Consider the following 26989-nt stretch of genomic DNA (forward strand, 5'->3'; position numbering starts at 1 on the left):
CTCCGGGGCCGGCGAGGCGCCGCCCGGCGCGCCGCTTACCGTCGATGAACTCATCGCCACCCCTCACGCTCGTGGGTGTGTCGCCGATCAGTCTGCTCGGGGAAGGCCCGTCCGCCGAAACCTATCGCTTCCGGGTCCGAACCAGGCTGAGACCATTCGTCATCGGGCATGTGGTCGTCCTTCACAGCGTCGAACGGTTCGTCGTGGGCGGTGAGTTCCGCGGCGGAGAGCGCGCGCGGGCTCTCCTCGACGGGGCGGGCGCCGTCCAGGTCGTCGTCGACCACGCCCAGCTCGTTCAGCTTGCGCGCACTGACCAGTACGCGCGTCTCCAGCGTTCCGATCGTCCGGTTGTAGGACTTGATGGCGCCGGTCAGCGCGCGGCCCAGTTCGTCTACGTGCTGGCCCATCGTCCCTAGGCGCTCGTACAGTTCCTTGCCGAGATCGAAGACCGCGCGGGCGTTCCGTGAGAGAGCGGCCTGCTGCCATGCGTAGGACGCCGTCCGCAGCATCGTGATGAGGGTCGTCGGCGTCGCGATGTGCACGCGCCGCCGCATCGCGTGCTCCAGTAGTTCTGGGTCGCGGTCGAGCGCGGGCGCCAGGAACGCCTCGCCCGGAATGAACAGCACCACGAACTCCGGTGCCGGGCTGAACGCCTGCCAGTACGACTTCGCCGCCAGCCGGTCGACGTGGTCGCGCAGATGCCGGGCGTGCGCGTCCAGCCGCACCGGGTCGCCGCTCTCGGCGGCCTGCAGATACGCCGCCAGCGAGACCTTGGAGTCGACCACGATGCTCTTGCCGCCGGCCAGCCGCACCACCATGTCGGGACGGACCGTCCCGTCGACGGTCACGGAACTGGCCTGCTCGTCGAAATCGCAGTGATGCGTCATCCCGGCGAGTTCCACGACACGGCGGAGCTGGAGCTCGCCCCACCGCCCGCGCGCCTCGGGCCGCTGCAACGCCCGCACCAGCGACTGCGTCTCGCGCCGAAGCTGGTCGGAGCTCTGCCGGACGAAGTCGACCTGCTTGGCCAGCATCGCGTGCGACTCGCGGCGGCCCGTCTCGACCTCGCGGAGCTGCTCCTCCACCTTCGCGAGCGTCTCCTTCAGCGGCGCGACCAGGTGCTCGACGGCCTGCTGCCGCCGCTGCAGCTCCCCGGCCGCCTCGACGCCCGCCGCCTTGAGCCGCGCGTCCGCCAGCTCCAGGAACCGCTGGTTGCTCGCGTCCAGCGCCTTCGCGGACAGGTTCTCGAAGTGCTCGGCCATCCGCTCCTCGGCGTAGGCGAGCTTCTCCTCGGCCGCCCGAGCCCGCGCGATCAGCGCGCCCTGCCGGCTCGTCGCGAGCGCGTACCCGGCGACGACGCCGAACACGGCGCCGACGAGGAGTCCGGCGAACAGCGCGAGATCCATTGCCTCATCGTGACAGCGCGACCGCGAACGACCACCCCGACTCGCCGTGACCCCCGCCGTCCCCGGACATTTGGCTCTGACGAGTCGTTTTCATCCTTGGTCTTGGGTCACCCCTCGGCCGGTGCGCGAGGATGAAAACAACTCGCTGATCACCAACCCGCAGCCCGCTGGATGATCTGGGCAGCCCAAGGGGTCGGTTGACGCCCATAAACTTGACCGCCGTGAGCCTCTCCATCGGAATCGCCGGGCTGCCCAACGTCGGCAAGTCCACCCTGTTCAACGCGCTGACCAAGAACGACGCGCTGGCCGCCAACTACCCGTTCGCGACCATCGAGCCGAACGTCGGCGTGGTCGGCGTGCCCGACCCGCGCCTGGCGGTGCTGGCGGAGATCTTCGGCTCGCAGAAGATCATCCCGGCGACGATGGAGTTCGTGGACATCGCCGGGATCGTCAAGGGCGCCTCCGAGGGGCAGGGGCTCGGCAACAAGTTCCTCGCCAACATCCGCGAGACCAACGCGATCTGCCAGGTCATCCGCGCGTTCGAAGACCCGGACGTCACGCATGTGGACGGCGACGTCGCCCCGTCCCGCGACATCGAGACGATCAACACCGAGCTGATCCTGGCCGACCTCCAGACGATCGAGAAGGCGCTGCCGCGCCTCGACAAGGAGGCCCGCACCAGGAAGGACAAGGAGAAGCTCGCGGTCGTCGACGCGGTCAACGCCGCGCAGAAGCTCCTGGACGAGGGCATCACGCTGTTCGCGGGCGGCGCGGCCGCCGGGATCGACCTGTCGCTCCTGCGCGAGCTGCACCTGCTCACCGCCAAGCCGTTCCTCTACGTCTTCAACCTCGACGAGAGCGAGCTGACCGACGAGGCTCTGCGCGCGCGCCTGCGCTCCCTGGTCGCCCCCGCCGAGGCGATCTTCCTGGACGCCAAGATCGAGGCGGAGCTGATCGAGCTGCCCGACGACGAGGCGCTCGAACTGCTGCAGGGCATGGGCCAGGAGGAGTCGGGGCTCTCGCAGCTCGTCCGGATCGGGTTCGCCACCCTCGGCCTGCAGACGTACCTGACGGCGGGCCCCAAGGAGTCGCGGGCCTGGACGATCCGCAAGGGCGCCACCGCGCCGGAGGCGGCCGGCGTCATCCACACCGACTTCCAGCGCGGCTTCATCAAGGCCGAGATCGTCTCGTTCGACGACCTCACCGCCGCCGGATCGATGGCCGGCGCGCGCACCGCCGGCAAGGTCCGCATGGAGGGCAAGGACTACGTCATGCAGGACGGCGACGTCGTCGAGTTCCGCTTCAACGTCTGACCGGCGGCGTGCGGGGCAGGCGGCGGGGCGCCGCCTGCATGTGAACAGGGCCATGACCTGTGTGATTTTGACAACAGCGAGGTCGTGCGGTGGCTCTCTGGGGCCAATGAGGCCACCGCGTTCCATGGGGCGCGTGAGCTGGGTGTTTTGCTGTTATACGTCCCAAAACCGACACTTTGCCGGGTTCTTTGGGAACGGATTGCGGTCGGGGGCGTCACCAGGTAACCAAGCAACTCCCGACCCGCGCTGCTTGTCCGGAACCTGGGCCTGCGCACCGTTCGGAGGCTCGGATAGGGGATCGTCACCGTTTGGCAATCTTCCCTGTTCCTGCTGAGGTGGATCGCATTATCCACAACCGCGTGCCGGGGCTGTGCTTCACTGCGATGCGCTGGAACAATTGACGCTCGTGGTTACGCTGGGCCCGGGGTGGGTTCAGAAAGGCCACCGGGCAAGACGACCAGGCACACAGGACCGCGCCGACCGGGGGCGAGGCGCGAGCGGAGGCAGGATGGCTCGCAGGTCGGCCGTGGGACGCGGCCGTGACACCGCCGTCGTCGACGAGACGGCGCCGCCCGGCCGGGCGCTCGCATCGTCCGTCGACCCCTGGGGCCTGCCCGCCGGCGACCCGGCCGAACACCGGCGCGGCGGACGCGGCCGCGGAGGCGGCGGCGACGGCCCGCGCGGCGGACGCTGGGGCGGATCCGGCGGACGCTGGTGGGTCTGGGCCGGGCGCGCCGTCCTCTGGGCGCTCATCCTCGTCATCCTCGTCAACGGCGTCCGCGCCCCCTTCGAGCGCTTCACCGCCGAAGACGACCCGGCCGCCACCCCGGCCGGCGGCAGCGGTCCCAAGCCCGCGCGGGGCGCCGGGTTCCCCACCAGCGCGGCAGGCGCGTTCGCCCTCCAGTTCGCGAACGTCTACCTGAACTACGACCAGAAGACCGCCCCGGCCCGCGAGGCACAATTGCGGACGTTCCTGCCCGACGGCGCCGACCCCCAATTCGGCTGGAACGGCGCCGGCAAGATGCAGGTGCAGAGCGTCCAGGTCGCCGGGGTCGACGCCCGCGACGCCAGCAACGCGACCGTCACGCTGCTCGCCCGCACCGCCGACCAGTGGCTCCGCCTCGCCGTTCCCGTCTACGCCGACCGGAACGGCTCCCTGGTCGTGTCCGCACGGCCCGCCCTCCTGCCCCCGCCGACCAAGGCCAAGCTTCCCCAGAGCGGCGTCCAAGACCGCGACACCGCGCTCGAAAGCGAGCTTCAGCCGTTCCTCGGAACGTTCTTCCAGGAGTACGCCACCGGCAACCAGGCGGCCCTGTCCCGCTTCTCCTCCACCGGGGCGACCATCGCGGGCCTCGCCAACACCGTCCGGTTCATGCAGGTCAAGGAGGTCGTGGCGCCCAAGGGGTCCGCGGGCGAGCGCACCGTCACCGCGACGGTCGTGTGGCAGCTCGCCCAGGGCGGCGGCGGCGAGCTCGACCAGACCTACCGGCTCGCCATGGTCAAGAAGGGCACGACCTGGCTCGTGCGCGACATTCGCGGCACCACCGAACCGAGCGCATCATGAGAGGCCGCGATTTGAGGAAACCATCCCCCAGCCGATCCGCCGACCAAGGAAGGTAGCAGTCGATGCTGCACCACATCATGGCGTCGATTCCCCACGAAATCCTGGCGGCGCCGGACGACGAACTCAAGACCGACCAGCTCGCCGATTGGCTCCGGCAGATCTTCGGCCCGCTCTTCCTGGTGATCGTCTCCATTGTCGCGATCTTCTTCCTGTTCACCCGCGAGATCACGCGTTTCGTCCAATTCATCGTGCTGGCGATCGGAATCGGGGTGGTCTTCTACGTGCCCAACATCATCGAGACCACGGCCAAGGCGATAGCCAAGGCCCTCGGCGTGGACGTCTCCTGACCCCCCGGACGGAGGATCGGCAGGCGGACCCGTGCTCGCGCAGTTAGGGGAGTAGGGGCGTGGATCTACCCACGTACACGAACATCTGGCGCATCGAGAAACGGCTGTACAAGCTGTACGACCTGCGGCTGCCCATGCCGCTGCCGCTCGTCCAGATCGGCGTGTTCCTCGGTGTGTTCGTGCCCTGGATCCTCATGCTCAGGCTCGCGGGCATCCCGTTCGAGTCGCCGTGGCACGTGCTGTACATCGTCCCGCCGGGCGTCCTGACCTGGCTGGCCACCCGTCCCGTCATCGAGGGCAAGCGCCTCACCGAGCTGCTGATCTCCCAGACCCGCTACCTCGCCGAGCCGCGCACCTGGTGCCGGCTCACCCCGATCCGCGAGCCGCGCGAGGTGGTCATCGTCGCCCGCGTGTGGCGCCGCGCCGAGGCACCCGCGCCCGTCGCCGCGCCGGAGCGCGCCGCGATCAAGTCCCGCCGCAAGCGCAAGCGGGCCGCCCAGCCCGCCGCCACCGCCCAGCCCGCCGCCACCGCCCAGCCCGCCGCCACCGCCCAGCCCGCCGCCACCGCCCAGCCCGCGACCGCGCACCAGCCGGCCGTGCCCGTCCTGCTGCCCCGCCCGGCCGCCGCGCAGGCCCCGCCGACATTGGCCGACTACGCCGCCCAGCACGCCGCCCCACCCGCGCCCGCCGCACCGGCCGCTCCTGCCGCGCCCGTCGCTCCTGCTGCGCCTGCCGTGCCGATCGTGCCCCCGCCGCCCGTGCCGGTCGCGCCCGCCGCGCCCGCCGCGCCCGCGGCCTCCAAGCCCTGGCGCCGCACGACTCGCGACATCTCCCACGAGGACGACGTCCAGGCCGTCCCGGCCGAACTCGAATACCCCCCGGCGGTCGCACAGGCGGACGTCCCGCCACCGGCCCCTGCGCCCGGTACCGGCAAGCGGGCCTTCGCCTCAGGCGTCCGCCGTCCCGGCGCGCCCACGGAGGTCTGGCAGGCCGCCGCCCCGCCGGCCACCCGTCCCGACATCCCGCAGCAGGCCCCACCGCCCGAAGCCCGCCCGGCGCTCGAAGTGGAGCCCGCTGCCGCCGAGCACCCGCGTCCGGCCGGAGAAGAGGGCGATGTCAGAGTCGCCGGGCCCCCGGCCGAGACGGCCGAACCCGCCGCGCCGCGCCGCGAGCCGGTCTGGTCGGAGGGCGAGACCCGGCGCGACGTCCGGCAGGAGCCGCCCGGTGCGGCCGAGCCCGCACGGCACGACCTCACCAAGCGCGACGAGGGCCAGAGGCTGCAGCAGAGAGCCAACGGAGAGACCGGCGACAGGAAGGTCGCCGGCCGGCGGACGCCCCCGCCCGTGACACGGCCCGACCTCCCGATGGTGCCGGGCGCGTTCGGGGCGCAGCCGGACGAGACGCCCGCGAACGGGGCACAGCCGGCCGCTCCGGAGGTCCCGGCCCCGCGGTTGGAGCCGCCGCGGCCCTGGTCGCAGGGCCTGTCCAGGCCGCTGCGCCCGGTTCCGGAGCCCGCGCCCGAGCAGGAGCAGGAACCCGCGGCGCAGGCGCCGCCGGCCGCGCAACCGGCCGCGCCGCCCTGGCCGGAACCGGCGGAGGAACAGCAGGCCCCGCCGCGCGAGGTCCGGTCGCAGCCTGCCTCGCCCGTCCGGCCGCGCCCGCTGCCGCCGCCTCCGGTGCCACCGCCGTCCGGTCCCGCGATCACGCCGCCCGACCCCGAGCACGAGGTCACCGGCGGCGGGCTGCGGCGGCTGTTCCACGCCGTCGGCGGCGGGCACGGCGACGTCGACGCCGAGTACCAGCAGCGCCTCCAGCAGCCCTTCCGCGGGACGCGGCACGTCGTCGTGCTCGGCTGCACCGGCGGCGCCGGGCAGACCGTGACCGCGCTGATGCTGGGCCACACCTTCGCGCAGCACAACGGGGAGCCGATCGTCGCCGTCGACGTCAACCCGGGGCCGGGCGCCCTCGCGCGGCGGACGCGCAGCGACACCAACGAGACGCTGACCGGGCTCATCACCCGCGCCGACCAGGTCGGCTCCCTCACCGCGATGCGCCGCTACACCTCGCAGGCCAAGTCGGGCCTCGACGTCATCGCCGCGGGCAAGAACCCGCTGCAGGCGCTCGACGACCGCGACTACGCGCTCGCGATCCGCACCATCGACAGGTTCTACTCGGTGACCCTCCTCGACGCCGCCGCGGCGGTCGTCGCCCGCGTCCTGCCGTACGCCGACCAGCTCGTGCTCGTCGCCCCGGCCAGCGCCGACGCGCCGCGCGCGGTCGCGATGACGTTCGAGTGGCTCGACGGCCACGGCTACGAGGAACTGCGGTCCCGCGCCGTGACCGTCATCAACGGGGTGAGCCGCCGCAGCATGGACGACGTCGAGCAGGCCGAGGCGATGGCGCGGGGGCGTTGCCGGGCGCTGGTGCGCATTCCATGGGATGATCACCTGAGCATGGACCGCGCGCCGCGCAACGAGCTGAAGTCGTTGCGCTCGCCGACGCGGCGTGCCTATCTTGCCCTCGCCGGCGTGGTCGCCGGCGGATTCACCGTCATGCCCGAGCGTTACCAGGAGTTCGAGCACGAGCAGGAGGCCACCCGATGAGCGCCCCTCGCGGGCACCGAGCGGAGATCTGTGCCGGCCGGGCGGAGACCTGCGACGGGACCCGCGTCATCCGGGCCTCCCTTGCGGGCGCGCCTGACGTTGATGACCATCCGGAAGGCGAACACTTCCCCGCGCGGCCCTTCGCGATCGCCCGCGCCTCGGCACAATGGACCGGGATGGGGAGGACGGCATGAGCAAGTCGAGCCGGCTGGCCGTGCGGTACTTCGACGACCGGGTGCTGCTCACCGACAACGCAGCCTGGGCCTACTTCCGCCTGCCCACGGTGTCGTACGAGTTCACCACGGGGGAGGAGCGCGAGGCGCTCGCCACCAACATCACCATCGCGCTCGCGGGCATCCGCATGCAGGACGCCGAGGTCCACCTGCGGATCGCGCACCGGACGTACCCGGCAGCCGACTGGGCGCTCGCGCTCGACCGGACGTCCGACGACGGCCCCGGCTGGCGCGAGTACTTGGAGGAGACCTACGCGCACGTCTGGGCCAAGGACTTCTGGACCAAGGAGGTCTACCTCGGGGTCCGGCTCGGGCCGCGCGGCATGGGCGCGCACCTGTCCGGTGGCGTGTTGTCGCAGCTCCTCGGGTTCTACAAGCGCAGTGAGAAGGTCCTCGGCGTCCACGACGACGCGATCGACAAGAAGGAGATCGCGCGCTGGACCGACCAGGCCGAACGCGTCGGCCGCGCGCTCGGCGGGTCGGCGCTCTACGCGCGGCACGCCACGTCCACCGAGGTGGCGTGGCTGTTCCAGCACGCGGTGACGGGGTCGCTGGCCGATCCGCCGCCGTCCGCCGTGGCGCGCCGGACGTGGGGCAAGGGCGAGATCGAGTCGCTCGTCGAGGGCGCCATCCACAACGGGCGCTCGTACCTGCGGATCGAGCAGCCGAACATCACCGGCAACGGCCCGGGTGCGACGGCCGCGTCCTACGTGGCGTACCTGTCGTTCGCGCGCTTCCCCGACCTGATGCCGTTCCCCGACGGCGAGCCCTGGTTCCACTACTCCGACGCGCTCCCGTTCCCTGTCGAGATCAGCGCGCGGATGAAGCTGGTCCCGCCGGCCAAGGCGTCCAAGGACGTCTCGCGCAAGCTCGCGCACGCCCGCGACATGGACCAGCACATCCGGGAGGCGGGCGCCGAGGCGCCGATCGCGCTCGCGGAGCAGATCGACGCGGCGCGGATGCTGGAGCACGGCATCACCAAGGAGCGGCTGCCGTTCGTGTACGGGTGGCACCGGCTGATCGTGTCCGCGCCGACGGAGGAGCTGCTCGCCCAGCGGGTGGACGCCGTCGTCGAGCACTACCGCGACATCGGCATCGACGTCGTCAACTCCACCGGCGACCAGTTCTCGCTGTTCCTGGAGTCGCTGCCCGGTGACCAGATCAGGCTGAACGCGTACGCGCAGCGCCAGCCGCTGCGCACGATCGCGGGCGGCATGCCGGTCGCGACCGTCGACCTCGGCGACCGGACCGACGAGCACGACGAGGGCTGGATCGGCCCCTACATCGGCGAGACGCTCGGCCGCGCCCGGTCGATCGTGCACTTCGACCCGCTCGTCGCGGCGGCGCGGAACCGCCCGACCGCGGTCGCGATCACCGGCGAGCCGGGCGGCGGGAAGACGACCCTGGCGCTGCTGCTGATCTACCAGATGGCGCTGCGCGGCGTGACGATCGCGGCGATCGACCCGAAGGGCGACGCCGAGTCGCTGGTGGAGCTGCTGAAGGCGCGGGGCCGTAAGGCGCGGATCCTCCCGCTGGGGTCGGCGGCGCCCGGCCTGCTCGACCCGTTCTCGTTCGGCGACGACCTCGCCACCATGAAGACGATGGCGACGGAGACGCTGCGGCTGCTGCTGCCGCGCATGTCGGAGGAGCGCGAGTCCGCGATGATCCAGGCGGTCGGCGCGGTCGCCAACGCCGAACGCCCGTCGCTCGGACGCGTCGTCGACTACCTCGAAGGCGCCGACGACCCGGCGTCCAAGAACCTCGGCGCCGTGCTGCGGTCGATGTCGGAGATGCGGCTCGCGCGGCTGTGCTTCGACCCGTCCGGCGGCGAGCGCATCGACACCGCCGGCTGGACGACCGTGTTCACGCTCGGGGGCCTCACCCTCCCCGACGTCGCGATCTCGCGGGAAGACTATTCCTACGAGCAGCGCCTGTCGGTCGCGCTGATGTACCTGGTGTCGCAGTTCGCGCGGCGGCTCATGCACGGCCTCGACCGGCGGATGCCGAAGGCGATCTTCCTGGACGAGGCGTGGGCTATCACCGCGACGCCGGAGGGCGCGAAGCTCGTCCCGGAGGTGTCGCGCATGGGCCGGTCGCGCAACACCGCGCTGATCCTTGTCTCGCAGAACGCGGGCGACCTGCTGAACGAACAGGTGACGAACTGCTTGTCCTCGGTGTTCTGCTTCCGCTCCACGGAGCGGGTCGAGGTCGGCAACGTCATGGCGCTTCTCGGGGTGGAGGCGTCCGAGGAGCACAAGGCCGTGCTGCGCAACCTCGGCAACGGCGAATGCATCTTCCGTGACCTCGACGGCCGAGCGGGACGCATCGGCGTCGACCTGATCTCCGAGGAACTGCAGCGTTGGCTGGACACCAACCCGACCCGGTCCCGTCCGGGCACGTCCGAACTCACCGCCGCGGGGGCCGAGGTCGAGGAGGTCCGTCGATGAGGGGTCCCCGCGACGGGACGGCGCGCCTGCAGCGCTCGCCCGGCGAAGGGCTCGACCGTGCCGTCCTGAAGCGGCGGCGCCGCCGGCGTCCCGAGCGCCGCAGGCACCCGCGCAGCCGCCGCTCGGTGCTGTTGCTGGCCGTCATGGCGCTGTTCATGATCGGCCCGCTGTCGCCGGCGATGGCGTCGGTGCCGAACCCCGGCCTGCCGACCCCGAACGACGCGTGCAGCCCGGCGGAGAGTCCTTCGCCCGAGCAGTACGGGTCCGGGACGGACGGCATGATCAAGCCGCCCGACTATCCGAGCGAGAAGCTCCGGCAGACCCCGGTCGAGAACCTCACCTACTACGACCGGTACGGCACCGCCGGGCAGTACTGGTACGCCGTCGACATGGGCTGCGCGGACGCGATGGCCCTGATGGGCAACGGCCTCGCCAACACCGTTTTCACGTTCGTCCGGGCGATCGACCGGACCACGATCAGCGTCTACCAGGCGGCCGCCTCGCCGTCGCTGCTCAACTGGCTCAAGGAAACCGTCGACGGCGTCATCACCGACATGGGCCAGACGTTCAACGCGCGCTACTGGTCGTGGGTGGTCATCCTCGGCGCGATGTGGCTGGCCTGGTGGGGGCTCGTCCGCAAGCGGGCCAGCAAGGTCACCGAGGGCGTGATCTGGATGGTCGTCGCGATGGTGGCGCTGGTCTGGCTGATCGCGCGGCCGTCCGACTTCACCACGCTCGGGACGACGACGTCGGAGGCGACGAGCGCCGCGTTCAACGCCGCGCTGCCGCAGAGCGACACCAAGGGCGGGGTGTGCATCCCCGCGCCCGGCGGCAAACCCGATCCGTCGGCCTCGGCGAACCTCGACGAGACCACCCGCAACGCGAACCGGCTGTGGGTGGCGCTGGTCTGCAAGCCGTGGATGCAGGGCGTGTTCGGCACCACCGACCCCAACGCCAAGATCGTCAAGGACAACGCCGACAAGCTGCTCTGGTCGCAGGCGGTCGACCTGCCGGAGACCTACAACGACAACAACCAGGCCGACCTGGGCAAGAAGGCCGACGCCTACAAGGACGTCGCCAAGAACGTCGAGGAAAAACATCCCGGGACATATCCGCTATTCCAGGGCAAGAACTGGGAGAACCGGCTGGGGGTCGCGTTCGGCGGGCTGCTCGCGGCGATCGTCGCGGGCGTGCTCATCATGGTCATCGCCATCGCGCTGATCGTGGTGAAGATCGCGTTCCTGCTGCTGCTCGTGGCGGGGCCGATCTTCCTCGGGATCGGGATCCATCCGGGCATCGGACGGGTCATCGCCATCCGCTGGCTGGAACTTCTGCTGTCCATGCTGCTCAAACAGGCCGCGCTGATCGGCGTCCTGTCGCTGCTGCTGTGGGCGTACGGGCTGATCCTCGGCGAGACGCTGCCGTGGGGCCTGCAGATCCTGCTCATCGCGCTGGTGACGTTCGCGGCGTTCGTGTACCGCAGGCCGTTCCAGCACCTGTTCTCCGCGGTCGGCTACGGAGCGGTGGGCTCGCGGGAGAAGAGCGAGGCGCTGCTCGACCGGTCCGCCTCCGAGGCGCGCCGGAGCACGATCGCGGCCGTCGCGCCGTTCGGCGGCGCCGGGCTGGCGCGCTGGGCCAAGCGGGAGGCGACGTCCGAGTCCGCGGGTGCGGCCGCGCAGCGCGAGGCGCAGCCCGGCACGGCGGTCGCCGCGGCTGACCGGCGCGGCCCAGGCGCGGCGGAAGGCCAGTCGCCGGAGGACGCGCCGGTGCTGGCGGCCCGGCCGCGCGGCGCCGGTACCGGCACCGCGGCGCGCCAGGGACGGACCCAGCGCGGTGCTCCGCCGCTGAACCTGCCGTCCCGCGCCGCCGCGGCGACGGACCGCCGCACGGACGGCAGCGGCCCGAGCGGTCCCGTGGGGGGCGTCGTGGTGGGCGGCGGTAAGTCGTCGCCCGGCGCGGGCTCGGGCGCCGGAACCAAGCGCCCGCCCTCCTGGACGGGACGCGGCGGCTCCGGCGGCGGTGTCAGCGGTGGCGGCAACGGCGGCTCGGGCGGCGGCGGCCGGGGCGGCGCCGCTTCGGGCGGCGGCTCCGGAGGTTCGGGCGGCTCAGGCGGCGGCTCGGGCGGTTCGGGCGGTTCCGGTGGGAACGGCCGGGGCGGAGGCGGCTGGTTCGGCGGAGGCGGCGGTGGCCGCTCGCCCGGCTCGGTCGAGCGCGGCCGTGGCCGCGGCGGCTCCGGCAACGGCGGCGGTTCCGGTGGCGGTTCGGGCGGCGGATCCGCGGGGAACGTCCCCCGGCAGCGTGGCGGTGCGGGCGGTGCGCCGTCGAGGTCCCAGCCGGCCGGAGAGCGGCGGACGCCTCCGCCGCTGTGGGGCAGGGGCGGCTCGCAGGACGGCCCGTCGCTGCCGTTCTGGCTGCGACCCGTCGACCGTCCGTCCGGTGAGGCGGAACGGGACGGCTGATGAACCTGAACGACCGGCAGCGCCGGTTCCTGTTCGGGGGGCTCGTCGTGCTGCTCACCGCCATCGGCCTGTACCTGACGTTCGCCGCGCCAGAGGACGACGAACCGGCCCGTCAGGAGGCGCGCCCGAGCGGCACCCCGACCGCGGGCCCGATCGGCCCGGCGTCCCCGCCGCCCGGGATCCAGAGCCCCGTGAACCCGGCCGAGTTCGACATCTACCGGCTGCTGCCGTTCAACCGCCAGGAGTTCGCCACCGCCGCCGATCTGGCGCAGCGGTTCGTCGCCGCCTACGGGACGTACCGCTTCGACGAGCCGCCCGAGACCTACGCGGCGCGGCTGGCCGGATTCGTCAGCGAAGACCTCAGGGGGCAGCTGGCGCGGGACGCGGGCACGCCGGGCCTGCTGGAGGAGCGGCGCCGGACCAAGGTCGTCGCGCAGGGCTCGGCGAGCCTCGACCAGGTCCGCACCATCGAGAACAACTCGATCATCTTCGTGGTGACCGGCACGCAGCGGGTCACCGAGGGCGGCGCCGAGAGCAACGACCGCAAGCGGTACGCGGTGACCGTGGCGCGCGACGGCGGCTCCCTGAAGGTCTACTCCTTCCAGCCGGCGGACGTGGGCCAGGTGGGTGACACGGGATGAACCGCCGGGTGCTGATCGGCGCGGCGCTCGGTGCCGCCGCGGTGCTGTTCGCCGGGCTGATCATCGTCCCGGTGATGCTCGGCGCGAGCCGGTTCATGTTCGGCGGCGGCGTCGCGGGCGGCAACTGCGTGAACGTGTCGGGCGCCGAGGCCCAGCCCGCGGCGGCGAACGACGCGAAGGCCATCCCCTCCAACTACCTGGAGCTCTACAAGGAGGCGGGGGAGAAGTTCGGCATTCCGTGGAACGTCCTCGCGGGGATCGGCAAGGTCGAGACGAGCCACGGCACGTCGAACCTGCCGGGCGTCAAGAGCGGCGAGAACTACGCGGGTGCGGGCGGCCCGATGCAGTTCCTGCAGCCGACGTGGGACGCGTTCGCGGTCGACGGGAACAAGGACGGCAAGAAGGACCGCTACGACCCGGTGGACGCGATCCCGTCCGCCGCCGCGTACCTCAAGCACAACGGCGCCCCGCGCCGCATGCGGACCGCGATCTTCCAGTACAACCACTCCTGGGACTACGTGAACCTCGTCCTGGACTGGGCGAAGCGCTACGTGGGCGGCGACTTCAAGGTCGTCCAGGCCAACGGCATCGAGTGCGAGGACAACGACCTCCCGGCGAACGCGTCCGCCCTCGTCAAGCAGATCATCGCGTTCGCGATGGCGCAGCGCGGCAAGCCGTACGTGTTCGGCGCCAACGGCCCCGACGCGTGGGACTGCTCCAGCATCATCCAGGCCGCCTACCGGACGGTCGGCCTGAACATCCCGCGCACCACGTTCCAGCAGTGGCCCTTCGGCGTGAAGATCGCCAAGGGCAAGGAACAGCCCGGTGACCTGGTGTTCTTCAACTCCGGTCCGGGGACGTCGTCGAACAATCCAGGCCATGTCGGGATGGTGATCGGCGAGGGCAAGATGATCGTGGCGAGCTGCTCGACGTGCGTCCCCGCGATCGGCGTCAAGCCCTACAAGCGGTCCGACTGGATCGGGACGACGCGCCCGCTCGCACGCCCCGACCTGAAGAAGAAGGTCAACGAGCTGGCCGCCGAGTAGCCAACCGCCGCCGGGAAATACGGAGGGGATCCGGCGGGCGGCGTGGCATGCTGATCGCGTGGAGCCCGAGCTGACCATCCGAGTCGCCGACGAGCTGCTGATGTTCCTGCCGGCCGCGCGGCGCGAGCCGGTGAGCCGCGTGCCCGCCGACGGAACCTCGACGCTCGGGCATCTCGTGGAGTCGCTCGGCGTCCCGCTGCCCGAAGCGGGGCCGATGACCGTCGGCGGCGAGCCGGTCGCCCCGTCGACCCGTCCGGCCCCTGGCGCGGAGGTACTGGTGGCGGCCGTGCCGCGCCCGCAGCGCGTCCCGCTGGAGCCGGGCCAGGTCGCGCCGCGCTTCGTCCTCGACGTGCACCTCGGCACGCTGGCCCGCCGGATGCGCCTTCTCGGCCTCGACACCGCCTACCACAACGACATGGACGACCCGGCGCTGGTCGTCCAGGCGAACGAGGAGCGCCGCGTCCTGCTCACCCAGGACCGCGGCCTGCTCCGCCGCCGCGCGCTGTGGTTCGGCGCCTACGTCCGCGGCTCGCGCCCCGACGACCAGCTCCGCGACGTCCTGGACCGCTTCGCGCCCGCCCTGCGCCCCTGGACCCGTTGCACCGCCTGCAACGGTGAACTCGTCCAGGTAGACAAGCAGGAGATCGAGCGCGACCTGGAGGCGGGCACCCGCCGCAGCTACGACGTCTACGGCCGCTGCGCCGACTGCGGCCAGCTCTACTGGCGCGGCGCGCACGGCGGCCACCTGGAGAAGATCGTCCAAGAGGCGACGCGGCAGGTCGAGGCCGCCGCCGCGAAATAGCACCGAGAGGGGTTGGTCGGCATCGTGCTCGTGGTCGTTGGCGCGGCGATCATCCGTGACGGCCGGCTGCTGACCGCGCAGCGGGCCGAGCCGCCGCACATGGCGGGCGGCTGGGAACTGCCGGGCGGCAAGGTCGACCCGGGCGAGTCCGACGAGGACGCCCTGATCCGCGAGTGCCACGAGGAACTCGCCATCAAGGTCCGCCTGACCCGCAGGATCGGCACCGACTGGCACCTGAGCGAACGCGCCGTCCTCCGCGTCTGGACGGCCCGCATAGTCGAAGGCGAACCCCGCGCCCTAGAACACCTGGCCCTCCGCTGGCTCACCCAGAACGAGCTCTACGACGTCCCCTGGCTCCCAGGCGACCTCCCAGTAATAGATGCCCTAGCCACCCAGGGCCTCCTAGAGACCTGAACGTCTACTCGGGATAACGGCGCCCAGCCATCACCGCAACCCCGCAACAACCTCGACACTCGCGATCGCGTCCGAAGGCAGGTTCGAGCTTGCGAGAACCTGATCGCGCAGCGAGCCGCCAGGCGAGACGGAGCGATGCCAGCGATCGCGTGCTTTTCTCGACGATGGAGGGCCCCCAGGGCCCGAAGGAGGAGAGAAATGCAATAAACACAGCACGAGGCCCCTCCTACCGCGCCGCAGGAGGGGCCTCGTACGTTCTTGTGGCTCTTAGCCGATTCGGTTGGCTCCCGCGTAGTCGGAGCGGTCGGAGAGCTTGGAGATCTTCACCACGTCGCCGGTCTGCGGGGCGTGCAGGTACTTGCCGTCGGCCAGGTAGATGCCCATGTGGTGGAGGCCGGCGCCGAAGTAGACCAGATCGCCGGAGCGGAGTTCGCTTCGGGAGACCTTCGTCCCCAGGCCGTACAGGTCGCCCGTGTAGTGCGGCAGGCCGGGCTTGCCGACCTTGGTGTAGGCCCAGACGACCAGGCCGGAGCAGTCGAAGGAGTTCGGTCCTGCGGCGGCCCACACGTAGGGGGCGCCGAGTTTGGTGAGCGCCTTGCGGGCCATCTTGGCGGGGAGGCCGGAGCCCTTCACGGTGGCGCGCAGGCCGCTGCGCGGGTCGCGGACGTGCGTGGTGGTCAGCTTGTCGAGGCGCTTGGTGACTTCCGCCACCTTGGCCTTGGCGGCCTGGCGGGCCTTCTCCGCGTCCGCCGCCGCCCGCTCGACCTGGGCGATCTTCGCCTCGGCGGTGCGCTGGGCCGTGTCCGCCCGGTCGATCTGCTTCTGCAGGGCCTGGACGGCGGTCGTCTGGTTCTGCGCGAGGTAGGCGCGGTCGGACAGGCCCTCCGGGGAGCCGTTCGCGCCGAAGATCATGTCGGGGGAGCCGGACATGTAGTTCGCCGCGGCCAGCTGGCCGAGCCGCTCCCGGGCCGGCGCGGCCTGGACGCGCAGTGTCGCGGCCTGCTGTGCGGCGGCCTTCTGCGCCTTCTGCGCCTTGCCCAGCTCGACGCGCGTCTTGTTGTACCTCTCGGTGAGGATCTCGGCCTCTTCGTTCAGCGCGTCCAGGCTCTTGAGCAGGCCCTTCTCCGTCGTCGGAAGCGAGGATGGGGCCGGGGTCGGTGCGGCGGCGGGCAGGCCGCGTCCGGACGGCTGGGCGGCGTGCGCGACGGCGGGCGCGGTGGCGCCGAGGCCGATCAGGAGCATGGTCGCCGCGGCGGCGGGCGTGATACGGCGCCGCCGGTGGGGATCCGGTGCCAAGCCGGTGTTCTCCTCTCCTCGCGCGCCTACCGGGTTAGCTGACGGGTTCGGGCCAGGAGTCGCCCTACGACATGCGTCGATTCACCCCAGGGGTTATGGGTCCCCGGTTCTCCCGCGGTCGGGAGATTCGGCGCTCCGGCCGCAGCCCCGAGGGGATGGGGCTCCAGACGGCCGGACCTCGGGCACATTACAAAGGATCAGCAAAGTTGGCCAATCGGGGGTGGGGGACGCCGATCGCCCGGGATGGGTGGTATGCCGAGCCAAGTAGAATGGGGGCTGCCGTGTGTCAGCGGCGGATCCCGAACTCTCACGCAAGGCGAGCCCGCATGCCCATCTCCACGCGCGACGACCTCCGGAACGTCGCGATCGTCGCTCACGTCGACCACGGAAAGACGACGCTGGTCGACGCCATGCTCTGGCAGTCCGGCGCCTTCCGCGAGAACCAGGACGTCGACGACCGCGTGCTCGACTCCAACGACCTGGAGCGCGAGAAGGGGATCACCATCCTCGCGAAGAACACCGCGGTCAGGCACGGCGGGCTGACGATCAACATCATCGACACCCCCGGCCACGCCGACTTCGGCGGCGAGGTCGAGCGCGGGCTGTCGATGGTGGACGGCGTCGTCCTGCTGGTGGACGCCAGCGAGGGCCCCCTCCCGCAGACCCGGTTCGTGCTGCGCAAGGCCCTTGAGGCCAAGCTGCCGGTGATCCTGGTGGTGAACAAGACCGACCGTCCCGACGCCCGCATCGACGAGGTCGTGGACGAGACGTACGAGCTGTTCATGGACCTCGACGCCGACGAGGCCCAGATCGACTTCCCGATCGTGTACGCGTCCGGCCGGGCGGGGCGGGCCTCGCTCGACAAGCCCGCCGACGGCGAGATGCCCGCGAGCCCCGACCTGGAGCCGCTGTTCACGGTCATCACCGGCACGATCCCGGCGCCGGCCTACGACCCGGACGCCCCGCTCCAGGCCCACGTGACCAACCTCGACGCCTCCAGCTACCTCGGCCGGATCGCGCTCTGCCGCATCCACGCCGGAACGATCAAGAAGGGCCAGCAGGTCGCCTGGTTCCGGCACGACGGCAGCGTCGACCGCGTCAAGATCACCGAGCTGCTGATGACGGACGCGCTCGAGCGCAAGCCCGCCGAGGCGGCGGGCCCCGGCGACATCATCGCGATCGCCGGCATCCCCGACATCATGATCGGCGACACCATCGCCGACCCGGACGACCCGCGCCCGCTGCCGCTGATCACCGTGGACGAGCCCGCGATCTCGATGACCGTCGGCACCAACACCGGGCCGATGGCCGGCCGCGAGAAGGGCACCAAGGTCACCGCCCGGATGGTCAAGGACAGGCTCGACCGGGAGCTGGTCGGCAACGTGTCGATCCGGGTGCTGCCGACGGAGCGTCCCGACGCGTGGGAGGTGCAGGGTCGCGGCGAGCTGGCCCTCGCGATCCTCGTCGAGAACATGCGCCGCGAGGGCTACGAGCTGACGATCGGCAAGCCGCAGGTCGTGACGAAGATCATCGACGGGAAGAAGCACGAGCCGGTCGAGCGGCTCACCGTCGACATCCCCGAGGAGCACCTCGGCGCCGTCACGCAGCTCCTGGCCGTCCGCAAGGGCCGCATGGAGCACATGACGAACCACGGCACCGGCTGGATCCGGATGGAGTTCCTCGTCCCGGCGCGCGGCCTGATCGGGTTCCGCACCGAGTTCATGACCGAGACGCGCGGCACCGGCATGGCGCACCACGTGTTCGAGAGCTACGAGCCGTGGTTCGGGGAGCTGCGGACGCGCCCGTCCGGGTCGCTGGTCGCCGACCGCTCCGGTGCCGCCACCGCGTACGCGATCACGAACCTGCAGGACCGCGGCACGTTCTTCGTCGGGCCGACCACCGAGGTGTACGAGGGCATGATCGTCGGGGAGAACTCCCGGTCCGACGACATGGACGTCAACATCACCAAGGAGAAGAAGCTCACGAACATGCGCTCGTCCACCGGCGACGAGCTGGAGCGGCTCACCCCGCCCCGGCTGCTGTCGCTGGAGGAGGCGCTGGAGTTCTGCCGCGAGGACGAGTGCGTCGAGGTCACGCCGGGCGCCGTCCGCATCCGGAAGGTCGTCCTGGACGCCAAGGAGCGCGAACGCATGCGCGCCCGCTCCAAGCGCGCCAGCTGATCGGAGACAGCGACGGCATAGACAGCGACGTCAAAAGGGCGGCCCCGCGGTTCTCATGACCGCGGGGCCGCCCCCTTTTATCGCTGTCGCCGTCAGTTCAGCTGGACGGTGCCGGTCACGTCGGCGGCCAGGCGGAGCTGGTCGCCGTTGCGGAGCGGGGCCTCCACGCCGCGCGGGAGCCGCTCGCCGTTGACGAACGTCCCGTTGGTGGAGCCCTCGTCACGCACCCACGCCGTCCCTGACGGGTCGAGCCACACCGTCGAGTGACGCCGCGACACGTTGTCGTACTGGGTGAACGTGGACGCCACCGGTGACTGGCCCGCGTCCCGTCCGAGCACCAGATGCTGGCCGACGGAGACCTTGAGCTCGCCCGTGGGGAACATCACGCGCAGGGTGGGCGTGCCCTTCTGCGGCAGCGGGCGCAGACACGAGTCGCACTGCGCGGCGCTCGGGTTGGGCAGGACCGCCTCGCAGTACGGGCACATGAACGCCGTGCCGTCGGGCTGCCGCCCCTGGTTGTGGTCGGGCGGCAGCAGCGTCGCCTCGCGGCCGTGCTGCGGCATCGGCGGCTGGCCCGCGCCGTGCTGCGGCTGGCCTCCGTGCGGCGGCGGCGCGCCGAACTGGTCACCGCCCGGCCCCGGCTGCGGAGCGCCCCACTGGTCGCGCTGCTGCTGCTGTTGCTGCTGCGGTGGTGCGCCCCATTGGTCCTGCGGCGGCTGGTACGGCTGCTCCTGCGGCGGCGGGGAGTACTGGTCCTGTGGGGGAGAGTACTGGTCCTGCGGGGGCGAGAACTGCTGGTCCGGCTGCTGGTAGTCGGGCATCGGGGGCTGCTGCTGCGGCGCGCCCCACTGGTCCTGCTGCTGGGGCTGCTGCTGGGGCGGCGGGGCGCCCCACGGGTCGCCGGGCTGCTGCTGAGGAGACGGGCTCTGGCCGCCGGGCTGCTGCCCGTACGGGGCCTGCCCATGCTGCTGCTGCCCGTGCTGATCGGGCTGCGGCATGGGCGGCTGGCCCCACGGGTCCGGCTGCTGCGGCTGTTGCTGCTGCGGCTGCCCCCAGGGGTCGGGGGACTGCCCGGGCGTGCCGGGGGGCGGGGCCTGCTGCTGGTACGGGTCGGGTGCCTGCTGGTACTGGCCGCCGCCCTGCTGCCCCGGCGGGGGGCCGTACTGCGGCTGGCCGCCCTGCTGCGGGCCCGGCGGCGGCGGTGGCGGATAGCCCCGCTGCTGGTCGTCGTACCCGCCCGGGCCCTGCCGCTGGGCGCCGCCCGCGCGGGCGAGGTTGGCCCCGCAGCTCATGCAGAGCAGGTCACCCTGCTGGAACGGTTCGTCGCAGACAGGACATTTCAAGGTCGCCATGACACATCCCCCGAGCGCACCCCGGCGCGGTCGAGCCTCGACGTGAGGTGATCCATATCACCCCTTCGCGGGATCCCGATGTAGTACACCCGCCTTCCCTCCGGCCCTTCGTCCACGGACACCTGTACTCGGGGCCCTGTTACCTCTCCAGTCTTCCCGATGTCGGCCAGTGCCCCGTACCGCTCGCGCCCCAGCGGGGACAGCGGCACGACACGCTGGTTGGCCGACCCCCTCCAGAGTAGAGAGCCTCCACTGGAGTGTCGCCCCCCCGGGTTGAGCCGATCGACGTACGGCCCTGCGATCACTGCGTCGCACATGTCCAGGATCTCGCGCGTCTCAGCGGTGCGGGCGAGCCGAGAGTAGACATATCCGCTGTAGACCAATATGTCCAATGCAATCGTCTCATGGTCCCTGCGGTCCCGCCACGCGCGGACCCCGCGCAGCAGCGCCGCCAGCGCGGCCGGCTGCTCGAACGGCTCACCACCGGAAACGGTCACGCCGTCCACCGGGCCCGGCAGCGATTCCAGCCAGCCGAGCAGCGTCTCGACGGGCACGGCCTTGCCCGGGTCGGCCTCCCACGTGTCGCGGGACAGGCAGCCGTGGCAGTGCAGCGTGCAGCCCTGCGTCCAGATGCCCGCACGGGTCCCGGGGCCGAGTGTGGTCACCGGGTAGTGCGCCTTGGCGAGCAACACTTCCGGCGGGAGGCTGCCTTCGGCCACCTCCCGCGTCCTGGATCGCGACGGCGTCACTGGAGCTCCAAGTGGACGATGCTGCCCTCGCGCCGGATGCCCGACACGGTGATCTTCTCGTCGGGGATGAGCTCCCGGTCGAACAGCGCGCGCGCCAGCGGGTTCACGAAGTAGGACTCCAGCGCCATGCCGATGCCGCGCCCGCCCTTGGCCAGCTCCTCGGTGCACCAGCCGCGCAGCGTCTCCAGCGCCTCGCCCTTCACGGCGAGGACGAGCCGGTGCTCGTCGGAGACGCGCCGGCAGATGTTCGCGAACTGCAGGTCGAAGATCTTGTGCGCGGCCTCGCCGGCGATGAAGTCGAACACCACGATGTTGTCGCCGAACCGGTTGAGCAGCTCCGGCCGGTTCAGGACGTCGGTGAAATGCTCGGCGACGGCGGACTTGATGCGCTGCTCGACCTCGTCGTAGGCCATCCCCGGTGTGATGTTCTGCACACGGCTCGCCGACCCGTACGGGGAGGCGTCCCGGGTCGTGAGGTCGTGGCCGGGGACGTACATCCCGAGGTTCGAGGTGAAGATCAGGATTGACTCGGAGAAGTGCACGGTGTTGCCGCGCCCGTCGGTGAGCCGCCCGTCCTCCAGGATCTGCAGGAACTTGTCGAGGATCCGCGGGTGCGCCTTCTCGATCTCGTCGAACAGCATCACCCGGAACGGGTCCTCGCGGACGGCGTTGGTCAGCTCCCCGCCCGCCTCGTGGCCGACGTAGCCGGGCGGCGACCCGATCAGCCGGTCGCCGGACCCCTCCCCGGAGAACTCGCTCATGTCGAAGCGCAGGTAGGCGGACTCGTCGCCGAACACCAGCTCGGTGATCGCCTTCGCCAGCTCCGTCTTGCCGGTGCCGGTCGGGCCCGCGAAGAACAGCACCCCGCGCGGGCGGCTGCCCGACCGCGTCGCCTGCGCGCCCGACAGGCCGAGCACCGCCCGCTTGAGGATGTCGAGCGTCTTCGTGACGGCCTGCGGCTGCCCGATCACCCGCTCCGGGACGCGCTTCTCGCCCTCCAGCACCCGGCGCCGCAGATGGCCGCGGCTCCACGGGTTGTCGAGCACGCCGAGCTTGTAGGTGCGGACGGCGTCCGGCAGGTCGGCGAGGTCGACGTTGCGCTCCTTCGCCAGCCGCGTCACCTCGATCATCGACTGGAGCGTGAGCCCGTCGGCCTGCTCGGCGAACGCGTCGCACGCGGCGGCGGCGACCTCGTCCGAGCCGACGTCGCTGACCCCGAACGCGCGGGCCAGCAGCCGCGCCGTCTCCTGCCGGTCGCCGAGATGCGGGCGCGGGATCGTGATCTCGCGGATCGTCTCGTTGTCGGTCGTCAGCCACGGCGGCAGGTCGCCCGGCCGCTCCACCAGCCACACGATCGGGTTGTAGAGCGGCTTCGGCCGCGGCCCCGTCACCCGGACGGGCCGGGCGCTGCGCGACAGCTTCGCGCAGAACCGGAAGAAGTCGCGCTCGGACGGCTCCAGGTCCGTCGGGGTGCGGGCGATCCGCGACGCGGAGTCGATCACGAACGCGGCGCGGATGTTCTCCTTCGGCCGCGCCACCGCCGCCAGATGCCGGGTCAGCGCCTCCAGCGACGGCTTCTCGTCCGCCTTGATCTTGCCGAGCAGCGCCGCCGCCGACCGCGCGGCATCGTCCCCGATCTCGTCGCCGGGCTCCGGGTACACCTGCAGGCCGTCCACCGGGTCGTACACGATCATGCAGGACGCGCCGCTGGAGCGCAGCGTCTCCCACAGCAGCCCGCGCAGCGGCAGCAGCCGTGCGGGCCCGGCCGTGTCCAGCGGCGGCGCGAGGAAGCTGTCGTAGAGGTTGCCCGACAGGACGTACTGCGAGTGCACCGAGAGGGTCGCGTCCAGTTCGCGGATGAACGGCGGCCACCCCTGCAGCCGCCCACCGAGTGTCGGCGATTCAATGCTCATCCGGCTTACTCCACTCCGCTCTCAGCACGCACCCTGGGACGCTACTTTGGACGCTCCCTGCTGCGCTCGCGTTGGCCCGCACGGGTCCTAGTGTGCCGTGACCCGGCGGAAACCGGCAGCTCGCGGACCCCCGGGTCCAGGCGCCACGACACGTCGGAGCGGATTCCGATGGCCTCCAGACGGGCCCTCGCCTCCTCGAACGCCTCGCACCACTCGCGTTCCCGCTCGACGTCGACGCGCCGGTCGTCCTCGCTCTCGGCGGGCCGATCCCGCACCATCGACGCCCGCACGTGCGCCGCGTCGTCGACGCGCATCCGCACGCTGTGGTCGGGCCAGGCGCCCTTCGTCAGCGTCACGGTGCCGTCGTCCGCGGTCAGCGTCTCGAAACCGGCCTCGACCTCGTAGCCCAGGTCCTCGAACGCGGCGGTGATCGAGTCGAGCACGTACCGGCGCTCGGCCTCGGCCTGCTCGGCGGCGTCGCGTTCCGCGGCCCGGCGGCGCTCGTCCTCCCTGCGCTCCTGGACGCGGCCGTTCGCGTCCTGGATCCGGAGGCGCACCTCGTGCAGGACGCCCTCGGCCTCGTCCGCCGACGCGATCCGGGCGAGGAGCTGCGCCGCGTCCGCCACGGCACGCTTCTCCTCGTCGGCCGCGTCCGGCAGCAGGCGCGCCATGATCCGCGCGAGGCTCCGCTGGACGGCGGCTCGCTCGTCCTCATCATTCCCGGACTCGGGGTCGGGCCGCCGGGCGGTGTCGGCCTGGAGGGCCTCGGCGGGGACGGCGAAGACCTGCGCGGTGACCTCGGCCGCGAGGTGCTCGGACAGGCGCCGTTCGGCCTCGTCCAGGAGGCGGTCGGTGGACGTGCACCATTCCGTGAGCTCCGCCACCGGGCGTTCGTCAGGCGGCAGCTCCGCCGGGAGGGACACCTCCGTCGCGCCGAGCCTGTCGCGGGTCTCGGCGAGCGCCTCGATGCGCGCGTTGCGGGCCACGACTTCGCGGAGCGCGCGTTCCCGGGTCTCGACTTCGGCGAGCGCCGCCGCGCGTGCCTCGGCGCGTCCCTCCGCGAGCGCGGCCAGCGCCTCCGCGCCCCGGCCCGCGATCCCCGCGCCGTGCCCGAGCACGCGGTTCATCCCCAGGGTGAGGACCACCGCCATGTCCAGGACGATCTCCGCCTCGACGCCGCTGCTCACGCTTCCCCTCCACTGCCGCCGCTCACGCCTTCCCTCCGGCCCCTCCGGCGCCGATCCTCGACTCCCGCCACCGGTGCAGGCGCATGCCCGCCGTGATGGCGTGCGCGAACGCGCCCGCGGCCATCAGCAGCAGCCACAGCAGCGTCCCGAGCGGCATCACCGCGCCGAGCAGGATCAGGACGATCAGCAGCGGAAGCGTCCCCGCGAGGAGCAGCAGCCCGCACCCGGGGCGCCCGCCGCGCCGCGCGGCACCGCGGGACGCCCTGGACACGCCGGACAGCATCCGCCCGATCCCCGCGAGCACCTTGGAGAACAGCGACCACGGCCCGCCCGGCAGGTACTCCGTGCCTTGCGCGCGGGCCAGCATCACCTCGCTGCCGCACTGCACCGCCCCGGCGATCACCGACGCCGCGACCAGGAACCCGAGCGACGCGCCCGACGACCGCTGGAACCCGCCGACGGCACTGGGGCCGGTGTCGTCGCCGCCGAAGAGGGTGTCGACGATCCAGCTTCCGAGCAGCCAGAACGCGAGGAGGGGGAGCGTCCAGAGGAGGGCGCGGGTCGTCGCGGCGCCGCGTCCGGCGAGCCGTTGCCGTTCGCGGTCGGCCCATTGCGCGCGGAGCGCCTCGTCCCGCCGTTCGGCGGCGAGACGGTCGCGCGCCCGCGCCTCGGTCTCCACGACCGCCTCGGGTGCGGCCAGGGACAACGCGAGCTGCCGGAGCGGATCGTCGCCTGCGCCGTCCGCCATCCAGGCGAACCACGGCGGGGGCTCGGCGACGGACGAGCGTGCCCGGGACGCGCCGTCCGCGAGTTGCGGCGCGGTCTGCGCGGGGCGTGCGGCCAGGGCCAGGAGGGTCAGGAGGACTACGGGCGGATCGTCTGCTCCGGCGTCGGGGAGCCGCGCCTCCAGCGCCGGGGGAGTCGCCTCCTGTGTGCGCAGCCAGCCGGCCAGGTCGTTCCACGCCGTGGCGTAGGCGCGCCACTGGTCGTCGATGCGGGCGAGTTCCCGTCCCCCCGCGAAACCGGCCAGCACGCGCAGCAGGCCCCGCTCCCACAGGTCCTGGCCGATCCGGCAGGCGAGGTGATGGTCGGGGTGGCGGCGGTCCTCGGCGAGGGCGGCGAGGTTCGGCAGATCGTCGGCCGTCGTCCGGCGGCCCAGGTAGTGGGGCGGGAGCTCGGGGTCGAGCCACCGGACCAGGTGCAGCAGCTTCACGTCGGACGGCAGGCGCGCGGTGAGGTGCCGGTCGACGAGGTCGATGAGGCCCTCGTCGTCGGGCATCTCTGTGAGCCAGTCGCGGAGGCTCTGCCATGCCTGCCCGGATTCGCCTCGCTCGAAGAAGTACTGCGCGGCGTGATCCCAGTCTTCGATGAGCGCGCGCGCCAGTTCGTCGCGGCGGGTGAAGCGGCGGCCGTTGAACGGGAGCCCGCCGCCTTGCCGGGCGCCTTGCCGGGCGCCTTGGTCGGCTTCTTCGGCGACCGGTGGTGAGCCGCCGTCCAGCCATTCCTTGACCTGCGCGCCCGCCCATCTCTTGCGCGGGTCGCGGGTGAGCAGGCCCTGGCACAGGAGCCGCAGTCTCGGGTCGGGGACGTCGTCCGCGCGCACCGGACGCGTCGCGAGATGGTCGACCACCACGGTCTCGCTCAGCCCCTGGAACGGGGCCCGGCCCGTCGCCGTCTCCCGGACGATCATGCCGAGCGACCACCAGTCACGGGCGGGCGACACCTGCCCGGACAGCGACTCCGGCGCCGCGTACGCGAGCGTCCGCGACGACGACGCGAACACGACGCTCTGATCGAGCACCTTGCTCAGCCCGAAGTCGGCGATCGCCAGCCGCACCGGGTCGGTCCCGACGACCAGGACGTTCTCCGGCTTGAGATCGCGATGGACGATGCCCGCCCGGTGCAGGGCCGTCAGCCCGTCCGCGAGCTGCGCCGCGAACTCGGCGGCGGTCGCCGCGGGCAGCGGTCCGTCCTGCAACAGCGACCGCAGGTTGCCGTCGGGCGCGTAGGCGGCGACCTCGTAGTCGCGCCCGTCGGCGTGGCCGGTCTCCAGGATCCGCAGGACGTGCGGCGAGTCCAGCGCGGGCAGCTTCGCCCAGACCTCCCGGTCGGCGCTGTACCCGCGGCGGAAGATCTTCGCCACGTACTCGTCGCCGCGCGCGTCCCGGACCAGGAGCAGATCCGACTCGGCGCCCTGGACGGGAAGCTCCGCGACCGCCTCGTACCGCTCGCCGAGCACGGCCGGGAGCCGCATCAGCGATTCGCCGCCGGCTGCCGCCTCGCCGTTCCGCCGCGTCCGCGACGCCGGGTGCGACCCCGGGCGCGGCGCCGGTACGCGCCCGTCGCGCCGGGTGGAGCCCGCGTCCGGCGCCGGGGCCGGGGCGTCGCGCCGCGTGTCCTGCGGCGGCGTCCCGCCCCCGGGCCGGGTCTCGTCGAACTCGCCCACCAGCAGCCCCGTCTAGTCCTTGTCCTTGATGGCCCGCAGATACTCGCTCATCTTGAACTGGTTGATCACGAATTCCAGGATCGTCCGGACGGTCAGCACCTGGAAGAGCCACACGAACGGGGAGGAGACGAGCAGCAGGAGACCGAAGGTCGATCCCTGGTCGAGCCAGTCCAGCCCGTATCCCGCCATCAGCAGCGACAGCACGGTGATCGGGACCAGCGAGAGCGCGTAGACGATCTTGACCAGCTTCGCGGTGACCATGTGGTCGAAGTTCATGTCGAACAAGGCCCCGAACACGCCTTTGCTCGACGGGTCGCGCGGCGGGGGCGTCCAGCCCTGGGCCTGGTCCTGCGGCCCGTAGGGGCCGGGCGCGTAGGGCCTGGAGGCCGGCCCCTGGCCCTGTCCTTGTGGCGGTCCCTGCTGCGGCGGACCTGGCGGCTGGTTCGGTGGCGGACCGTAGGGGGCGCCCGGGTGACCGGCTCCGGGCTGTCCTGGGCCGGGGCCCTGCGAGTGCGGGGGGTGACCGGGGTCCGAAGGATGCGTCATCGCCGTCGTCTCCAGTGTTGGGCCGCCTACAGGAAGACTCTAGAG

19 protein-coding genes and 1 riboswitch are annotated in these 26989 nt (G+C 72.0%); of the genes, 11 read left to right on the top strand and 8 right to left on the bottom strand.

What is annotated here, in order from left to right:
• Nucleotides 1-50: 50 nt before the first annotated feature.
• On the bottom strand, nucleotides 51-1406 hold the full coding sequence (locus ACH34S_RS34075; RefSeq protein WP_395956996.1) for a DNA recombination protein RmuC: 1356 nt from the start codon (nucleotides 1404-1406) through the stop codon (nucleotides 51-53).
• A 221-nt stretch (nucleotides 1407-1627) separates the two neighbouring features.
• Between ACH34S_RS34075 and ychF the strand changes: the two genes are divergently transcribed.
• The 10 genes from ychF (at nucleotide 1628) to ACH34S_RS34125 (ending at nucleotide 15275) form a co-directional block, all read left to right on the top strand.
• Nucleotides 1628-2719, top strand: coding sequence for a redox-regulated ATPase YchF (gene ychF, locus ACH34S_RS34080; protein ID WP_395956997.1), 1092 nt, complete (start codon nucleotides 1628-1630; stop codon nucleotides 2717-2719).
• Nucleotides 2720-3227: 508 nt separating this feature from the next.
• A complete protein-coding gene (locus tag ACH34S_RS34085; protein WP_395956998.1) occupies nucleotides 3228-4283 on the top strand; it encodes a conjugal transfer protein in 1056 nt (351 codons plus the stop codon).
• A gap of 62 nt (nucleotides 4284-4345) precedes the next feature.
• A complete protein-coding gene (locus ACH34S_RS34090) occupies nucleotides 4346-4630 on the top strand; it encodes a hypothetical protein (RefSeq protein ID WP_395956999.1) in 285 nt (94 codons plus the stop codon).
• A gap of 59 nt (nucleotides 4631-4689) precedes the next feature.
• The gene (locus tag ACH34S_RS34095) at nucleotides 4690-7233 is read left to right on the top strand and encodes a TcpE family conjugal transfer membrane protein (protein WP_395957000.1); all 2544 of its coding nucleotides are present in this window, start codon (nucleotides 4690-4692) and stop codon (nucleotides 7231-7233) included.
• A 190-nt stretch (nucleotides 7234-7423) separates the two neighbouring features.
• The gene (locus ACH34S_RS34100; protein ID WP_395957001.1) at nucleotides 7424-9913 is read left to right on the top strand and encodes an ATP-binding protein; all 2490 of its coding nucleotides are present in this window, start codon (nucleotides 7424-7426) and stop codon (nucleotides 9911-9913) included.
• Nucleotides 9910-12372, top strand: coding sequence for a type IV secretion system protein (locus tag ACH34S_RS34105; protein WP_395957002.1), 2463 nt, complete (start codon nucleotides 9910-9912; stop codon nucleotides 12370-12372). Before ACH34S_RS34100 ends, ACH34S_RS34105 begins: the two co-directional genes overlap by 4 nt.
• Complete coding sequence (locus tag ACH34S_RS34110) at nucleotides 12372-13013, top strand: hypothetical protein (protein WP_395957003.1); 642 nt, start codon at nucleotides 12372-12374, stop codon at nucleotides 13011-13013. The genes ACH34S_RS34105 and ACH34S_RS34110 overlap by 1 nt, the downstream gene beginning before the upstream one ends.
• A complete protein-coding gene (locus ACH34S_RS34115; protein ID WP_395957004.1) occupies nucleotides 13010-14059 on the top strand; it encodes an NlpC/P60 family protein in 1050 nt (349 codons plus the stop codon). Before ACH34S_RS34110 ends, ACH34S_RS34115 begins: the two co-directional genes overlap by 4 nt.
• 100 nt (nucleotides 14060-14159) lie before the next feature.
• Nucleotides 14160-14861 carry a Mut7-C RNAse domain-containing protein gene (locus ACH34S_RS34120; protein WP_395957214.1) on the top strand — a complete coding sequence of 234 codons (702 nt, stop codon included), beginning with the start codon at nucleotides 14160-14162 and terminating at the stop codon, nucleotides 14859-14861.
• 24 nt (nucleotides 14862-14885) lie between these two features.
• A complete protein-coding gene (locus ACH34S_RS34125) occupies nucleotides 14886-15275 on the top strand; it encodes a (deoxy)nucleoside triphosphate pyrophosphohydrolase (RefSeq protein WP_395957005.1) in 390 nt (129 codons plus the stop codon).
• 267 nt (nucleotides 15276-15542) lie between these two features.
• Here the strand turns inward: ACH34S_RS34125 and ACH34S_RS34130 are convergent, their stop codons facing one another.
• Entirely contained in the window at nucleotides 15543-16571 is a 1029-nt protein-coding gene (locus tag ACH34S_RS34130; protein WP_395957006.1) for an NlpC/P60 family protein, read from the bottom strand.
• A gap of 7 nt (nucleotides 16572-16578) precedes the next feature.
• A riboswitch (cyclic di-AMP (ydaO/yuaA leader) is annotated at nucleotides 16579-16714 on the bottom strand.
• 183 nt (nucleotides 16715-16897) lie between these two features.
• Between ACH34S_RS34130 and typA the strand changes: the two genes are divergently transcribed.
• Complete coding sequence (gene typA, locus ACH34S_RS34135; RefSeq protein WP_395957007.1) at nucleotides 16898-18751, top strand: translational GTPase TypA; 1854 nt, start codon at nucleotides 16898-16900, stop codon at nucleotides 18749-18751.
• A gap of 92 nt (nucleotides 18752-18843) precedes the next feature.
• Here typA and ACH34S_RS34140 read toward each other — a convergent pair whose 3' ends face one another.
• The 6 genes from ACH34S_RS34140 to ACH34S_RS34165 are packed head-to-tail and all read right to left on the bottom strand — an operon-like array spanning nucleotide 18844 to nucleotide 26944.
• Nucleotides 18844-20103, bottom strand: a complete 1260-nt coding sequence (locus ACH34S_RS34140; protein WP_395957008.1) for an FHA domain-containing protein — start codon at nucleotides 20101-20103, stop codon at nucleotides 18844-18846.
• The gene (locus tag ACH34S_RS34145) at nucleotides 20091-20822 is read right to left on the bottom strand and encodes a 4Fe-4S single cluster domain-containing protein (protein WP_395957009.1); all 732 of its coding nucleotides are present in this window, start codon (nucleotides 20820-20822) and stop codon (nucleotides 20091-20093) included. The genes ACH34S_RS34140 and ACH34S_RS34145 overlap by 13 nt, the downstream gene beginning before the upstream one ends.
• A 26-nt stretch (nucleotides 20823-20848) precedes the next feature.
• Complete coding sequence (locus ACH34S_RS34150; RefSeq protein WP_395957010.1) at nucleotides 20849-22765, bottom strand: AAA family ATPase; 1917 nt, start codon at nucleotides 22763-22765, stop codon at nucleotides 20849-20851.
• A 41-nt stretch (nucleotides 22766-22806) separates the two neighbouring features.
• The gene (locus ACH34S_RS34155; protein WP_395957011.1) at nucleotides 22807-23952 is read right to left on the bottom strand and encodes a response regulator receiver protein; all 1146 of its coding nucleotides are present in this window, start codon (nucleotides 23950-23952) and stop codon (nucleotides 22807-22809) included.
• A 22-nt stretch (nucleotides 23953-23974) separates the two neighbouring features.
• On the bottom strand, nucleotides 23975-26398 hold the full coding sequence (locus ACH34S_RS34160; RefSeq protein ID WP_395957012.1) for a serine/threonine-protein kinase: 2424 nt from the start codon (nucleotides 26396-26398) through the stop codon (nucleotides 23975-23977).
• Nucleotides 26399-26410: 12 nt separating this feature from the next.
• A complete protein-coding gene (locus tag ACH34S_RS34165) occupies nucleotides 26411-26944 on the bottom strand; it encodes a DUF4282 domain-containing protein (protein WP_395957013.1) in 534 nt (177 codons plus the stop codon).
• Between the last annotated feature and the right edge of the window lie 45 nt (nucleotides 26945-26989).

Origin of the sequence: Actinomadura sp. 3N508 (assembly GCF_044326375.1) — a bacterium.
In the GTDB taxonomy this organism is placed as follows: Bacteria; Actinomycetota; Actinomycetes; order Streptosporangiales; family Streptosporangiaceae; genus Spirillospora.

Coding starts and splice junctions, on each gene's coding strand:
- ACH34S_RS34075 (WP_395956996.1), bottom strand. CDS start 1,406: ATGGATCTCGCGCTGTTCGCCGGACTCCTCGTCGGCGCCGTGTTCGGC.
- ACH34S_RS34085 (WP_395956998.1), top strand. CDS start 3,228: ATGGCTCGCAGGTCGGCCGTGGGACGCGGCCGTGACACCGCCGTCGTC.
- ACH34S_RS34090 (WP_395956999.1), top strand. CDS start 4,346: ATGCTGCACCACATCATGGCGTCGATTCCCCACGAAATCCTGGCGGCG.
- ACH34S_RS34100 (WP_395957001.1), top strand. CDS start 7,424: ATGAGCAAGTCGAGCCGGCTGGCCGTGCGGTACTTCGACGACCGGGTG.
- ACH34S_RS34105 (WP_395957002.1), top strand. CDS start 9,910: ATGAGGGGTCCCCGCGACGGGACGGCGCGCCTGCAGCGCTCGCCCGGC.
- ACH34S_RS34110 (WP_395957003.1), top strand. CDS start 12,372: ATGAACCTGAACGACCGGCAGCGCCGGTTCCTGTTCGGGGGGCTCGTC.
- ACH34S_RS34115 (WP_395957004.1), top strand. CDS start 13,010: ATGAACCGCCGGGTGCTGATCGGCGCGGCGCTCGGTGCCGCCGCGGTG.
- ACH34S_RS34120 (WP_395957214.1), top strand. CDS start 14,160: ATGTTCCTGCCGGCCGCGCGGCGCGAGCCGGTGAGCCGCGTGCCCGCC.
- typA (WP_395957007.1), top strand. CDS start 16,898: ATGCCCATCTCCACGCGCGACGACCTCCGGAACGTCGCGATCGTCGCT.
- ACH34S_RS34140 (WP_395957008.1), bottom strand. CDS start 20,103: ATGGCGACCTTGAAATGTCCTGTCTGCGACGAACCGTTCCAGCAGGGT.
- ACH34S_RS34150 (WP_395957010.1), bottom strand. CDS start 22,765: ATGAGCATTGAATCGCCGACACTCGGTGGGCGGCTGCAGGGGTGGCCG.
- ACH34S_RS34165 (WP_395957013.1), bottom strand. CDS start 26,944: ATGACGCATCCTTCGGACCCCGGTCACCCCCCGCACTCGCAGGGCCCC.